This window comes from Oceanobacillus oncorhynchi, assembly GCF_000821065.1.
Taxonomy (GTDB): Bacteria; Bacillota; Bacilli; order Bacillales; family Amphibacillaceae; genus Oceanobacillus; species Oceanobacillus oncorhynchi.
In genome coordinates, this window is record NZ_CDGG01000001.1 from 3,126,675 (window position 1) to 3,141,197 (window position 14,523).

The 14,523-nt window shown below is 40.7% G+C and carries 17 protein-coding genes; 16 read left to right on the forward strand and 1 reads right to left on the reverse strand.

Annotated elements, in window-relative coordinates:
* Window positions 1-4 precede the first annotated feature (4 nt).
* The 7 genes from BN997_RS14990 to BN997_RS15020 all read left to right on the forward strand — a co-directional run bounded on the left by BN997_RS14990 (window position 5) and on the right by BN997_RS15020 (window position 6,734).
* Window positions 5-1,018: an urea transporter gene (locus BN997_RS14990; protein WP_052485033.1), complete on the forward strand. Its 1,014-nt coding sequence runs from the start codon at window positions 5-7 to the stop codon at window positions 1,016-1,018.
* 132 nt (window positions 1,019-1,150) lie between these two features.
* Window positions 1,151-1,672, forward strand: coding sequence for a GNAT family N-acetyltransferase (locus BN997_RS14995; RefSeq protein WP_042533495.1), 522 nt, complete (start codon window positions 1,151-1,153; stop codon window positions 1,670-1,672).
* Window positions 1,673-1,732: 60 nt separating this feature from the next.
* The gene (gene nikA / locus BN997_RS15000; protein WP_042533496.1) at window positions 1,733-3,319 is read left to right on the forward strand and encodes a nickel ABC transporter substrate-binding protein; all 1,587 of its coding nucleotides are present in this window, start codon (window positions 1,733-1,735) and stop codon (window positions 3,317-3,319) included.
* Window positions 3,320-3,382: 63 nt separating this feature from the next.
* Window positions 3,383-4,312 carry a nickel/cobalt ABC transporter permease gene (gene opp1B, locus BN997_RS15005; RefSeq protein ID WP_042533498.1) on the forward strand — a complete coding sequence of 310 codons (930 nt, stop codon included), beginning with the start codon at window positions 3,383-3,385 and terminating at the stop codon, window positions 4,310-4,312.
* 2 nt (window positions 4,313-4,314) lie between these two features.
* Window positions 4,315-5,160, forward strand: coding sequence for a nickel/cobalt ABC transporter permease (gene opp1C / locus BN997_RS15010; RefSeq protein WP_042533501.1), 846 nt, complete (start codon window positions 4,315-4,317; stop codon window positions 5,158-5,160).
* Between the two features lie 10 nt (window positions 5,161-5,170).
* Entirely contained in the window at window positions 5,171-5,983 is an 813-nt protein-coding gene (locus BN997_RS15015; RefSeq protein WP_244882387.1) for an ABC transporter ATP-binding protein, read from the forward strand.
* The gene (locus tag BN997_RS15020; protein WP_042533505.1) at window positions 5,976-6,734 is read left to right on the forward strand and encodes an ABC transporter ATP-binding protein; all 759 of its coding nucleotides are present in this window, start codon (window positions 5,976-5,978) and stop codon (window positions 6,732-6,734) included. Before BN997_RS15015 ends, BN997_RS15020 begins: the two co-directional genes overlap by 8 nt.
* 61 nt (window positions 6,735-6,795) lie before the next feature.
* Here the strand turns inward: BN997_RS15020 and BN997_RS15025 are convergent, their stop codons facing one another.
* Complete coding sequence (locus BN997_RS15025; protein WP_042533506.1) at window positions 6,796-8,064, reverse strand: aspartate aminotransferase type Ic; 1,269 nt, start codon at window positions 8,062-8,064, stop codon at window positions 6,796-6,798.
* A gap of 202 nt (window positions 8,065-8,266) precedes the next feature.
* On the opposite strand from BN997_RS15025, the gene BN997_RS15030 reads away from it, so the two are divergent.
* The 9 genes from BN997_RS15030 to BN997_RS15070 all read left to right on the forward strand — a co-directional run bounded on the left by BN997_RS15030 (window position 8,267) and on the right by BN997_RS15070 (window position 14,325).
* Window positions 8,267-8,452: a hypothetical protein gene (locus tag BN997_RS15030; RefSeq protein ID WP_042533507.1), complete on the forward strand. Its 186-nt coding sequence runs from the start codon at window positions 8,267-8,269 to the stop codon at window positions 8,450-8,452.
* Window positions 8,453-8,639: 187 nt separating this feature from the next.
* Window positions 8,640-9,305, forward strand: coding sequence for a Pr6Pr family membrane protein (locus BN997_RS15035; protein ID WP_042533508.1), 666 nt, complete (start codon window positions 8,640-8,642; stop codon window positions 9,303-9,305).
* Window positions 9,306-9,368: 63 nt separating this feature from the next.
* Window positions 9,369-10,103 carry an SDR family NAD(P)-dependent oxidoreductase gene (locus BN997_RS15040; RefSeq protein WP_084613039.1) on the forward strand — a complete coding sequence of 245 codons (735 nt, stop codon included), beginning with the start codon at window positions 9,369-9,371 and terminating at the stop codon, window positions 10,101-10,103.
* Between the two features lie 27 nt (window positions 10,104-10,130).
* The gene (locus BN997_RS15045) at window positions 10,131-10,739 is read left to right on the forward strand and encodes a DUF6434 domain-containing protein (RefSeq protein ID WP_042533510.1); all 609 of its coding nucleotides are present in this window, start codon (window positions 10,131-10,133) and stop codon (window positions 10,737-10,739) included.
* Between the two features lie 93 nt (window positions 10,740-10,832).
* Window positions 10,833-11,063 (forward strand): DUF3923 family protein, encoded by a 231-nt coding sequence (locus BN997_RS15050; protein WP_042533511.1) that lies wholly within the window; start codon window positions 10,833-10,835, stop codon window positions 11,061-11,063.
* 37 nt (window positions 11,064-11,100) lie between these two features.
* Window positions 11,101-11,616, forward strand: a complete 516-nt coding sequence (locus BN997_RS15055) for a ClbS/DfsB family four-helix bundle protein (protein WP_042533512.1) — start codon at window positions 11,101-11,103, stop codon at window positions 11,614-11,616.
* A 122-nt stretch (window positions 11,617-11,738) separates the two neighbouring features.
* The gene (locus BN997_RS15060) at window positions 11,739-12,155 is read left to right on the forward strand and encodes an ester cyclase (RefSeq protein WP_042533513.1); all 417 of its coding nucleotides are present in this window, start codon (window positions 11,739-11,741) and stop codon (window positions 12,153-12,155) included.
* Window positions 12,156-12,538: 383 nt separating this feature from the next.
* A complete protein-coding gene (locus BN997_RS15065) occupies window positions 12,539-13,297 on the forward strand; it encodes a MerR family transcriptional regulator (protein WP_042533514.1) in 759 nt (252 codons plus the stop codon).
* On the forward strand, window positions 13,294-14,325 hold the full coding sequence (locus BN997_RS15070) for a C45 family autoproteolytic acyltransferase/hydrolase (RefSeq protein ID WP_042533515.1): 1,032 nt from the start codon (window positions 13,294-13,296) through the stop codon (window positions 14,323-14,325). Before BN997_RS15065 ends, BN997_RS15070 begins: the two co-directional genes overlap by 4 nt.
* Window positions 14,326-14,523 lie beyond the last annotated feature (198 nt).

Sequence of the window (14,523 nt, forward strand, 5' to 3'; positions counted from 1 at the left end):
AACGGTGGGGAAGACAAGCGGGATATCTGAGAGCAGCTTTAGAGATGTTCGAAAGCTTGCTTCCCCGGCCTTTGGAAAGGTAGTTAAGATGGAGCGACAAATTTCTGGAAAATATTATTTGATCAGTACGCTGCACAGTTTTTCCCAAGTAATCCTGCTGGCGAATTGGAAAACAGGACTTTTCATTTTTTTGGGCATTCTTGTTGTTTCCTGGCAATTTGCCGTAGTATCCTTATTAAGTGTGATAATAGCGAATGTTATAGGCTATGTGCTCACGAAGAATAGAAGTTTTATAGAGGATGGATTAATGGGCTATAACGCGGTGTTAAGCTGTTTAGCTATTCTCATTTTTTTGGATGGGCCGTATCTGTGGCTGCTTGCTTTTGCAGGAACTGGATTATCCGCATTAGCAACCGTAGCTTTAAATAATTATTTTGTGCGTATTCCGGTTCTCACTTTTCCATTCATTATTACATCATGGCTGATATTTTTATTTCCTTATAAATTAGATTTATTCATAATGAGTGATCAGCTTATACCGCAGAATCTAATGCATTGGGAGTATATTGAAGGAAGCGGAATGGACTGGATTACCGCATTTTTTAAAAGCATCAGTGAAATCTTTCTATTGGATTCTGTGTGGGCGGGAGCGCTGATCCTGGCAGGAATTCTGATTGCCGGGATCAGAGTGAGCGCGAGCACCATTATATCCGCTGTCGCTGCCTTAGCTTTTGCTTACATATTAGGGGCAGAAAATGATCAGATGCAGCTTGGGCTGTATGGATACAATGCGATTTTGACGGCCATAGCAGTGGGCCATACATTCAATGCCAAGGGGGCGAAAGGTATGTTTGTGTACGGTCTGATAGGAGCACTATTGACGGTTCCGATTTCTGCGAGCTTATCTATTCTGCTTATCCCATACGGCCTGCCTGTATTAACCATTCCATTTGTAATCATTACATGGCTGCTGTTGAGCGCATCAAATTCTATCTTAAAACCGGGAAATAGAGTATAATAGAAAATGAATTTTTATGATGAAGCGTTGTTGCAGGGTAACATCAATAGAGAAACGAGTTGATGTTGCCTGCAGCTATGAAGAGAGAACAACATGAAGGAATCAATCAGAGCAAGGAGACGCTGATAGGAAATGTCTATACAAACACCTGTAAAATATCGTGTGAAACAGGTTGAACAAAAGGACGCTGCGCAGGTAGTGGATTTTATGACAACGATTCGAAAAGAAGTATTTCCGATGTTGGATCATCAGCAATTACCGCCGGATATGCTTCATTTTTATGCACATTATATAGATAGAAGGGATGCGGCGTTATTTGCAGCTTTAAGTGAAGCGGGCAATGTGCTTGGTACAATTGGTTATTTGCCCTATGACAATCGATTTGACGAGCTGCAGCAATTTTACGCGCAAACGAAGACCACGGAATTGGTAAGATGCTATATAGATCCGGCATATAGACGTTTAGGAATTGGCACTGCCCTCTATCAAACGGCTTTAAAGTCGATTCAAACAGTAGGATACGAGAAGGTTTATCTGCATTCTCATCCATTTCTGCCTGGCGGTATTCCCTTCTGGAAAGCGCTGGGCTTTGAAGAAAGACTGGCTGAGTCAGATCCAGTCTGGAAAACACTGCATATGGATAAGGTCTTATAGTATTCCTTTTGCGTGAGCTGCTTCATCAGGCATGACACCAAGAATAATAGGAGTAATAAAATGAGAAAAATAAATATAGGGCTGCTTTCCGTATTGTTTTTGTTTTTATTGGCAAGCTGCAGCAATTCGGAAAATGATAAAGCAGCTAAAGATGAAATCGTATATGCCAGCTCGAAGGATATCCGCGATATTAATCCGCATTTATACAGCGGGGAAATGGCAGCCCAGAATATGGTGTTTGAATCACTGGTCAAGAATACGGAAGACGGTGTAGAGCCTTGGCTGGCGGAGAGCTGGGATATCTCAGAGGATGGGCTGGAATATACCTTTCATTTAAGAGAGGATGTTACCTTTTCTGACGGAGAAAAGTTCAACGCAGAGGCGGTAAAACAGAATATGGATGCCATCATGGATAATGAAGAACGTCATGCTTGGCTGGATTTAGTCAATTTGATTGACGAAAATGTGGTAGTGGATGAATATACGTATAAGCTTGTGTTAAAGCATCCGTATTATCCGACGTTAACGGAATTGGGACTTACCCGCCCGTTTCGTTTTTTATCTCCCAATGACTTTGTGGATGGAACGACAAAGGATGGCATCAGCGGTTATTCGGGAACAGGGCCGTGGGTTTTATCAGAACATAAAGAGAATCAGGAGGCTGTGTTCACTGCCAACGAAGAATATTGGGGAGAACAGCCTAAAGTGAATGCAGTAAGATGGAAGGTGATGCCGGATCATCAGACCATTCTGCTTGCCCTTGAAAAAGGAGAGGTCGATCTGATTTTTGGATCCGATGGAGATATGATTGACCTGGACTCTTTCTCCGCGCTGGAAGAGCAGGGAGAGTACGTAACCGAAATGAGTGAGCCGGTCGCTTCCAGAGCGATTTTATTGAACTCCAATCGTCCCATCACTGGCGAAATCGAGGTAAGAGAAGCGCTGCAATATGCGGTTGATAAACAATCGATTGCGGATGGTATCTTAAATGGATCAGAATCTGTTGCGCCGACCTTGCTTGCATCGACAGTTCCTTACAGCGACCTTGGACTGGAGGAAAGGAAATATGATCCGGATAAAGCTAATAATCTGCTCGATGATGCCGGCTGGGAGTTGAATAGTGATGATGGATATCGTTATAAAGATGGCGAGAAATTAGAGCTTAACCTGTATTATAATTCGGATAATGCACAGGAAAAGACGATCAGTGAATATATTCAGTCTGATTTGCGGGAGATAGGTGTGGAGCTGCATATCACTGGAGAGCAGAAGCAGGCGTTTTTAGACAGACAAAAATCAGGAGAATTTGATTTGCAATATTCCTTGTCATGGGGAACGCCTTATGACCCGCAATCTTACCTGTCCTCCTGGAGAATCCCGGCGCATGGCGATTATCAGGCGCAGACAGGGCTGGACAAGAAAGCGTGGCTGGACGAAACAATTACCGATTTGATGATTGAGCATGATGAGGAGAATAGAGAAGCGATGTATGCGGAAGTGTTATCGTATATCCATGATGAAGCAGTATACATCCCGCTCACATACTCACGTACAAAAGCAGTCCATCGACCAGAACTGCAGGGTGTCACGTTTAATGTCTCTCAATATGAAGTTCCATTTGAAAACATGTATTTTGATACAGAGTAAATTAAAAAAGCGGATGAAGGTCCGCTTTTTTGGTTCTTTAATGTAAGAATGTAGGTGGAGTAAATGAAGCGTTATATTACGAAAAGAATCATAAGCATCATTCCCTTATTAATAGGAATATCCTTTTTGGCGTTTATTCTCATTAATCTGAGCGAAAGTGATCCGGCGGAAGTCGCGCTGCGGGTAAATGAAATCACACCGACAGAAACAGCTGTTGCAGAGATGCGCGAGGAGCTGGGCCTCGATAAACCATTTTTTGAAAGATATATTACATGGGTGACCAGCAGTATCAAAGGTGACTTCGGAAACAGCTTTGTTAATAATAAACCGGTGATCGAAGAAATCGGGCAGGCATTGCCAGCTACGCTGATGCTTGCGTTGGTTGCCTTCGTAATGATTGTTTTTATCAGCGTCTCTGCCTCCATTCTATGTACGATTTATGAAGGAAGCATCATTGATCGGACCATTAGAGGCTTTGTCTTTATTGCAGAGGCCATGCCCGGTTATTGGATCGGGCTTTTGCTGATATGGTTTTTCTCGATTAAATTAAATCTGCTGCCGACAAGCGGGATGAGCTCTTGGACATCTGTTATTCTGCCGGCAGTAACGTTAGCTTTTGCTTATATTTCCACCTATGTGAGATTGATTCGAAATAATATGGTGCAAAACAAAAACGAGAATTTTGTACTTTATGCAAAAGCCCGCGGGATGAAAGAGGGTATTATTTTAAAGCGTATTTTCAAAAACTCTCTTCAGTCTGCTATTACAGCACTGGGCATGTCGATTCCCAAATTAATTGCAGGCACTGTCATTGTCGAGAATATCTTTGCCTGGCCGGGGATAGGCAGGCTGAGTGTGACAGCGATATTCAATTATGATTATCCCGTTATCCAAGCGTATGTCTTTCTGATGGCGGTTTTATTTGTCATCTGTAACTTACTGGTAGATATTGTTACTGCCATATTCGATCCAAGAATGAGAAAAGAGGTATAATCATGGGGGGTTTAAATAAATTGATGAGAGATCGTTCCGCCATGATTTGTATCATTTTCTTAACCCTTGTGGTACTGGCAGGAATTTTCGCGCCATGGCTAGCGCCGCATAGTCCAATTGATGTCAATGTAAAAGAAAAACTGGCGGGAATAAGTACAACCTATCCGCTTGGTACGGATCAGCTGGGGAGATGTATTTTTTCAAGGCTGTTATACGGGATTCGCACGACGGTTTTCATTGCCTTTATAACCATGATTGTCACGATTGTGATTGGAACATTGATTGGAGGAATCGCCGGACTGTTTCGCGGGAAAATCGACGAGATCATTATGAGGATTTGCGATGTCTTTATGTCCTTTCCAAGTGAAGTGATGATTCTGGCCATTATCGGAATGATGGGACCAGGGCTTACCAATATCGTGATCGCCAGTATTATTGCAAAATGGGCATGGTACACACGTATGGTCCGTTCGATTATCATTAAATATGCCGATAAAAACTATATTCAGTTTGCCCGAGTCTCCGGCTTCAGCAGATGGCATATTTTCAAAAAGCATATCATGCCAAATACGGTAGGCGAGATTTCGGTCCTGGCCACACTTGATGCAGGTTCGGTGATTTTAATGATTTCCGCTTTATCCTTCCTCGGGCTGGGAGTGCAGGCACCGACGCCTGAATGGGGAATGATGTTAAACGAAGCGAAGAACGTGATGACCATCTATCCGGAATTAATGCTTGCTCCGGGAATAGCAATTCTTGTTGTGGTAGCGGCATTTAATTTTCTTGGGGACAGTCTGCAGGATGCCTTTAATGTTAAGCGTGGAAAGCGCGGTAAAAGAATGAGGTGATTGCTTGGTTATGCTGGAAGTGAAAAATTTATCGATACAAGATACACAATCAAACGAGGTTATCGTTGAAGATATATCTTTTAAATTGGAACGCGGCCGCAGTTTGGGCATTGTCGGGGAAAGCGGCAGCGGCAAGTCAATGACGGTGAAGGGGATGCTGGGGCTTATAGCGCCCTGGATAACCGTTTCCGGTGCAGCCTATTTTGAAGATGCGGATATGCTGAGGATGAAGACAAAATCAATTCGAGATATAAGAGCCCGGCATATCAGCATGATTCTGCAAGATGCCATGTCCGCCTTTGATTCGTTAGATACCATTGGAAAGCAGATGCAGGAAACGCTATGTGAGAATTTGATAATTTCCAGGACAGAGGCAAAACAAGTATCCTTGAGAGAATTAGAAAGAGTGGGGATAAAGGAAGCTGCACAGGTGCTGAAGAAATATCCGCATCAATTGTCCGGCGGGATGCTCCAGCGATGTATGATTGCCATTGCAGCAGCCGTACAGCCTGATATTATTATTGCGGATGAACCAACCACTGCGCTGGACGCTATTACCCAAAAAGAAGTCATTGCAACATTTCAGCATCTCCAGGCTCAATCGGGGACTACCTTTATTTTTATTTCTCACGATCTCGGCGTTATCCAACAGCTGACGGAAGATGTGCTTGTGATGAAAGACGCGAAACAAGTGGAATATGGCAGGACAGAAAATGTATTTCAGCATCCACAAAATGAATATACAAAATACTTGGTGGATACAAGAATCAAACTGACCCGTGCGTTTGAACAATCGATGAGAAAGGATTCCTATCATGCTTGAAGTAAAGAAGGTCTATAAAACATATCCGAAAGCAGGAAAAGGCTTCAGAAAAGAAAGGTTATCCGTCTTAGCGGACGTATCCTTTCAGATTCATGCGGGAGACTGGGCTGCCTTAGTCGGGGAAAGCGGCAGTGGGAAAAGTACATTAAGCAGATTGATATTAGGCTTGGAAAAAGCAGACAGCGGCAGTCTGTTGCTGGAGGGGGAAAATCCAGCAGCGTGGAGGAAGGAAAAGAGAGGGCAGATGAGTGTTGTTTTTCAGGACTATACGTCCTCAGCCAATCCTGCTTTCCAGATAAAAGATATTATCATGGAACCCTTGAAGGCTTTCAGCCGGAATCATCCGATACAGGAAACAGCGGAAAGTTTAATGGAGAAAGTCGGTCTGTCTAAGGAGTTAGCAGAACGTTATCCGCATGAGTTAAGCGGCGGCCAGTTACAGCGGGTGTGTATCGCCAGGGCAATTAGTACGAAGCCAAAATTTTTGGTTCTGGATGAAGCAGTCAGCTCGCTGGATGTTTCTGTTCAAGCACAAATCCTAGATTTACTCGATACGTTAAAAAAAGAAATGGATATGACGTGTCTATTTATCGCACATGACTTGCAAACCGTTGCTTATCTATGTAATCAAGTGATGTTTTTAAATGAAGGAAAAATCGTTGAGCAGATAGAGACAAAAAATCTGGCAAATGTGCAGAGTGCTTATGCGAAGAGGCTGTTGGAAGCAGTGGTTCGGTTTAGAGTGGAATAGAATTCTACTATATAAAACATGCCACTTGCCTGCTAACCCGGCAAATGGCATGTTTTATCTTTTATAATAATTTTTTCGTGCTTACAAGAATAATGCATGTACATAACACGTCGATTGCTTTTTCCACTTCTTCTAACGATGGGAATGATGGCGCAATACGAATGTTTCTGTCACGAGGATCTTTCCCATATGGAAAGGCTGCTCCGGCTCCAGTTAAGGTGACTCCAGCCTCTTTGGCAAGATGGATTACTTCAGAAGCACAGCCGTCCATCGTGTCTAAGCTGATAAAATAGCCTCCATCCGGTTCTGCCCATGTTGCAATGCCATAGGAATCCAGTTTGGAATGAAGTATTTCTATTACGGCATCAAATTTAGGCTTCATAATTTCCGCATGCTTTTTCATGTGTTCCAGGAGATTACTATAGTTTTCAAAAAAGCGGACATGGCGCAGCTGGTTTACTTTATCAGGACCAATTGTCTGCACACTTAACTGCTCTTTAATAAAGCTGATATTTTCCCTGCTTGCTGCTACGACTGCAACACCAGAGCCCGGGAAAGTCATTTTGGAAGTAGATGCAAACATAAATACTCTGTTTGGGTTTCCATGTTTCTTACATGCTTCCAATATATTTTTTAATTTTGGAGGATGATCCGTCAGATCATGAATGGCATACGCATTATCCCAGAAAATTTTAAAATCCTTTGCTTTTGTTTCCATTTTAGCTAAACGTTCCACGACCTCATCACTATATGTAATACCCTCGGGATTACTATATTTCGGAACACTCCACATTCCTTTGATGGACGCATCGTTGCGTACAAGCTCTTCCACCTTATCCATATCCGGACCGTCATTCAGCATCTCTACCGAAATCATTTCGATATCGTATTGTTCACAAATCGTAAAATGCCTGTCATAGCCAGGGACAGGGCATATAAATTTAATTGCATCTTCTTTACCCCAAGGAGTTTCGCTATCAATAACGCCTTTAATCAATGCTTTTGAAATCAAATCATGCATGATATTCAGGCTGGCATTACCTCCGATTAAAATCTCCTCTGTATCTACTTCTAATAGATCTTTAAATAATGCTTTTGCTTCTGGCAGACCATCTACCATCCCATAATTTAAAACAGAAAAGTTATCCCCAATATTTTTAGAAGTAACGCTGTCTAACAATTCCAATGACAATTGCAGCTGCTCAGCGCTTGGCTTTCCTCTCGCCATATTTAAAGATAGATTTTCTTTCTTGATTGCATCCAATTCTTTCTTTGTTTTTTCATGAAGATGTTGCAGACTGGAATGATCCATCTGTTGTAGCGTACTCATTTTATCCCTCCGACATGTGTAACTTAATTTTATCTCTTGTTAATTATTTTATTTCATTCAATAAGAATTGCAAGGGAAAACATGAGAAGTTTACAAATCTATTTAACAAGAAAGCATTTCCTCTATAAACTGTTGAATAATTGAAACATTTCCCGGCTGTAATCCGTAAAGAAAGATAATAAGAAAGGAGAGGAATAGCATAATGAGTGACTGGTGGGAAAAGAAGAAATCGAAAACAAGGAAAAGCAAAAAGGGGAAAGGAGATTATACAAAGACCGATTTGTTTTTTGATATTCTTTTTTGGATTCCGGAAGTTATCATTCTTCCGATTCGGATTCTCTTTTGGTCATTTAGAGGCGTGCTGAGATGGGTGACGGATGTAATGTGAAGCAGGGAAGGGGAAAGTTAATTTGGAGATCATTTCTGCATTAATAAACTGTTTAAATTCAACTATAAGAGCAGGAGTTATAGTAAATATGTAGAATTCTATAATAGGAGCAGCTGCAAATCAGCTAACAGAGCAGCCTTAATTATGCTGCGCTATTTTGTATCGAAAATAAAATAGGGGTATTTATATGGGAAATGTAATTGAAAGACCATTCAGGTTAAAGCTGGGTTTTCATCTGTTAATTGGGCTTACAGGTTTTATCAGTGTTATTTTACACGTTGCCTACTCTCCGGACCCTTTGGTATCAATAACGAAATTTACGTTTCAAGCGAATTTAATGGTCGCGATAACCTTTCTGTGCAGCAGCCTCGCCATTTTAAATCGTAAAAATCAGAGTCCATTCTTGGATTTTTTCAAAAATGCTTCCGTTATATATATGTTTGTCTGCATTTCTACCTATCATTTTCTTCTTGCCAACGGGGGTGAATATACTGGCATCCGCACCATCACGAATGTGACGCTGCATTATTTTATTCCGATAGCCGTCTTTATCAATTGGCTTCTTTTGGAGACGAAGAAAAGATACAGCTATCAATATATTTTTTATTGGATGATTTATCCGGTTATTTATTGTGTTATTTCAAGCTTGAGAGGATTAATGGACGGGTTTTACCCCTATTTCTTTTTAAACCCCAATGGTGAGATTCCGGCAGGCGTGGGAAGTTATTCAAATGTTGCAGGCTTTATTGCCGCTTTTTTATTTGTTTATATTATTCTTGGGTTTCTGCTGATTGTATCTAATCGAATATTTTTGTATATCGGTCATAAGAATAGAGCTATTTCGTCGCGATAGATTTGCATGAAAGAGTTTGAGGAAATGGATATATAATAAAAGGAAATAAAGGAGATTTTAATGGTGCTTCAAAATAGAGAAATTATCGTCACTGGTGCAGCTGCTGGAATAGGGAAGGAAGTGGTCCGGCAGTGTATAGAGGAAGGCGCGGCTGTTATAGCGTGTGATAGGAATCAAGAAGGACTGGATGATTTAAAACAGAGGATAGATCATCGCGACAAATTATTTACATATGCATTAGATATCAGCAGCTATAAAGCAGTTTCTGCATTCTTTCATTATCTGGAAACAGAACATCCCGAGTTAGACGGATTAGTGAATAATGCGGGTATCTACTTAGCAAAAAATATTGCAGATTATCAAGAGGATGAAATAAACAAGGTATTAGATGTGAATGTAAAGGGAGGCATTTATTTCTCGCAGCTGTTTGGTGAAAAGCTGCTTCAAGCAAAGCAACCTGGCGTGATTGTCAATATGTCCTCCGTTGCAGGGATGGAAGGGAGCTCGGATGCAATCTATGGTGCTTCAAAAGCAGCAATTCTGGGGCTGACGAAAAGCTGTGCCATGAATTTTTCTCCATACATCCGGGTAAACGCTGTTGCGCCGACGATGGTGGACACCTCGATGATGGAAGTCATCCCTTCGTGGAGAAAAGAAGAATATTTACATAGCGAATTAGTTGATACACCAGTAACTGCTAAGGATGTTGCTGAAACAGTAGTGTTCTTGTTATCGGATAAGTCGAAACATTATACAGGAGCTACTTTTGATATCAATAACGGCGGTTATCTGAGATGAAGCTGCACGTCAGGGGGGAGCGAAAAAATGAACAGACAGAATAAAGAGACTCGTCCTTATTTGGATGAGAACATTTCGGTAGAAGATTTTTTAGATTTCTATTGGTTGAAGGTGGAATTGCAGGATTTTTGCAGAAAGAAAGGAATGCAAACTTCAGGAGCTAAAACAGAAATTGCAGAACGTATCATCCATTATTTAAAAACAGGGGAGCTATCACAAGCTGCCAAGTCTAAAAAAGCACCTGCATATCCAGAAAAACGGAAAAAAGCAGCTTCGATGAGTTTGGAAACGGTGATTGAAGCCAATTTTAAATGCACGCAGGAGCATAGAGAATTTTTTAAACGTGTGATTGGCCCGAAGTTTCATTTCTCTGTAGCCTTGCAGAATTATCTCAAAGCCAATGCTGGAAAAACATATCAAGACGTAGTAGATCATTATTATCAATTAGAAGAAGATAAAAAGAAAGGAAAGCGTACAACGATTTCCGGACAATTTGAATATAATACGTTTATTCGTGCTTATTTTGATGATTCGGCGAATAAGGGAAAATCACTGCAAGACGCAATCAGTGCCTGGAAGGAAGTTCGGAGCAGACGCGGCGATAATGTATATCGATCTGCATCTGAAGCGGAATGAAGTAAGTTAACACGAATCTGGATTGGGAGATTACAATCGGCTGCTCCCGCTTTGTCTACAACTATTTTACAGGAAAACAAATAGGTGATACATATGATGAAAATTTGGTGGACAACAAGTATCGTTTGGATACTATTTTTTATAGCAGCATCTGTTGCTATCGGCGTTCGAGATGTTGACGGAGCAGGGGTGGTACAGACTCCTGAATTAAGATTTCTTGCATTTATGGTTTTAGGCGGATTTTTTGTACTTGTTCTGATAGGTCAATTGATATTTTTATATTTTGCAAGGAAAAGAAAGCATCCGTCTCTGGCAAAGAATTAAAAATAAAACAATTTACATATCAGAAAGGATGGATGACATGCAGGGATACGAGAGTAAACAAGCTCTAATTGATGAAATCACTAAGAGAGCCAATTTATTTATTAGTGAATTTGATTCAGTGAATCATTCAGATAAAGATGTCTCTGTAGATGATGTAGACAGAACGCCGGCACAAATGATTGCTTATCAGCTGGGATGGATGAATTTAATCTTATTCTGGGAGCAGGCCAATCAAAATGGGGAAGATGCTATCACGCCAACGCCGGATTATAAATGGAATAATCTCGGCGGCCTTTATCAAAGCTTCTATGATACGTATGCAGATGATTCATTGGGAAATCTGATTGAGAAGTTTCATCAAGATGTTGACCGGGTCATTCAGTTGGTAGAAAGCTATCAGGATAAAGAGTTATTTGAGCAGGGTGGCAGACAATGGGCGACGACGACTCCTTCCAGCTGGGCGATTTGGAAATGGATCCATATTAATACAGTGGCGCCGTTTAAGACATTCCGGACGAAGATTAGAAAGTGGAAAAAGGTTCGGGGAGTATAAGTTTGCATTGCTGCAATCTGCAAAATAAGCAGATACTAAAAAAGAATAGGAAGTTAATCGGGAAATTACTAACGTATCATGTTATTAATGGAATCCTATTAATCAAGAGAGGAGTTTATAATATGAATGGAAAAGAAATTTATCAAGCATGGATGAATGCCTGGAATGAAGACATATCTATTCTGCATGACATTACTGATGAGGATTGCACAGTACATCAAGCAAGAACAGATGGCAAAGATTCGGGCAGCGCAAAAGGGATAAAAGCATTAAAGGATGTTGTTGAATCTGCTAAATACTATTTTGAAAATGTAAACATGTCCCTAGTGGTTCAGCCCATTGAAGAAGGAAACTATGTTTCCGCCCGCTGGAATTTTGAAGGCATTTATAATGGTAATATGGAGGGAGCAAAAGCAGAGAAAGGAAAGCTTGTTTCCTTTGATGGAACGGACATATTCCGTATTGAAAAGGGTAAAATCAAAGATTATTGGGTTTCTTCTGATGTAATGGATTTTATGAATCAGCTGGAAGTATTTTAGTGGTATGTTCAGTTGGACTTACTTGAAAATTCATTAATTTTTGCTAGCTCTATATGAAGGATGAAGCTGTTGATGTATAGTATGATAACCTTTTGAAAATTAGTTCGGAAAGCGAGTAAGTTTAAGAAACATAACGTTCTAATCAAAATCTAGTTAAGAAAACACTGAAATGCAGCTGCTTCAGTGTTTTTTGATTTTTTTGGCGGGAACAGATGATTCATTTCGTGAAGACAATTCAATCATTAAGGGCTTCAAAAACTTAATGATTGAATGAATTTAAATGGCATTTTTGAAGTAACAGTCCGCAAAGTACTTCTTGACATTCAAGTTACTTAAAGGGTTATGCTTATAGTTAAGAAAGGGAATTGGAGGAAAACATATTGATGACGATACAGGTCTTTTCAATACAGACTGGAATACCAAAAAGCACCCTTCGTTTTTATGAAGAAAAGCATCTTCTGAAATCAGTAAGGGAGGAGAGCAGTAACTACCGCATGTATGCCGAAGATCAAATTCCTCTCGCCAAGCTGATTGCAAGCTTGCGGGCAGCTAAGGTTCCTATCCGTGATATTCAGCTTTATTTAGAAGCGAACGAAAACAGCCGGAAGCAGATGAAGAAGAAATGGATTCAAACCATAAAAGAAAATCAGAGACAGCTGGAAGTCAGTCTTCGCTATTTAGAAAGTGATAATGAGAAAGAAGAGATTTATATGTTTGAAAAAACGGGAGAGAAAGTCATTTGGTTTGAGGCAGAATCCGCTGCGGGACAGTTTAGCCGGGAGTTTGTTTTCAGAAGAGAACAGATGAAACAGCACTATATTCCGATTAACAACATGTATTTACGGTATATATCCGGAAACAGAAATCAAGTCAAAGCAGAGATTGGCTTCGGTGTATCCCGAGAAATAAATACAGCACTCTTTCCAGATGCTTTTTCAGAAAAAATGCGGGGCAGCTTCTGTGTCGGTCTTCCTTTTAATGAAGACTTTTCAAAAATTGAAAGAGCTTATCGCAGCTTAATGGATTATTGCGTGACAAACAGCTGGACTCCTGCTGGTTCTATTCTGGAATGGTATCGCGGTGACCAGATGGAAACAGCCGACATCATTATGCCTGTCAGTTATATAGGGGCGAAGCAATGAAGCATAGAAAAAAACTGCAGGTGGAAGTCATGGAACTAAAAGGGAAGATGTATGAAATCGGCAGGAAACAGGGCATTGCGCTGAAATCGAATGCAAAATGGAAACAGCAAACGGAATTACAGACGAATGGAAACATGCTGGAAGCAAGAAAACAAATAGAGAAAGTTTCGCCAAGTCTTTTGAACGAGATAGAGGGGCTGGCTGCAGGGATGAACATTCATGTAGATACAGCAATGCAGCTGTTTGGAGGGTACAATATACAAATGCCTTCCATGGGCTGTACCACACTGGCCAATGACTCTTTGTATGTGAGAAATTATGATTTTAGTGATGCATTATATGATGCTCGACTGGTTCTGCTCAATCCGGATAACAGCTATGCAAGCATCGGGTTCAGTCAGCAGATTACTGGCAGACTGGATGGCATGAATGAAAAGGGGCTTGTGATTGGGCTGCATTTAGTAAATGAAAAGGTCAGTCAAAAAGGCTTTTTGGCAACGACGATATGCCGAATGGTCTTGGAGCAATGTGCTGACATTTATGAAGCAATTTCACTTATCAAACAAGTTCCCCATCAGTATTGCGTGAACTTTTCCATCATGGATAGAGAAGGAAATAATGCTGTTGTGGAAGTATCACTTGAGCAACAGATTGTTTATAAAAGGACACCGCTGATATGTACGAATCATTTTGAATCTAAGCAGCTAAGTGAAAAAAATAGAGCATTCATTCAAGGTTCGCTGCACCGTAAAAATTATTTGGAAGCCTTGGAAAAGAAAAATGTTACTCCAATTTCTGCGTATCATATATTTAACGATGAAGAATCGCCATTATTTTTCAAGGATTATAAAGAATACTTTGGAACACTTCATACGGTGGTCTATTGCCCTAAAGACCGGGGTGTAATGGCGGGGATTGGAGGAAATGGTGATCCCTATTTCCTTTCGTTCAACGATTGGCTGAAAGGAAAAGAAAAACTGCCTTGTTTACTTGAAGGGGAGATAGCAAGCGGGAGCTTCCTTTATTAATATGGCGGGTTTAGATTGAAATCATGCCATCCTTTAAATACATCTTTTCTTAACCAAAGCGCGTTAAATTTGTTGTTCTCTGCTTTAATTTCTTACCTTGCTATGGCGGGGAAATGTAAAGCACAATCGTCGACAAAACGAAATCATTCCTGTAACATGGTCACTATTGTAATTTGTTATATGAAGGAGGGTGTCATA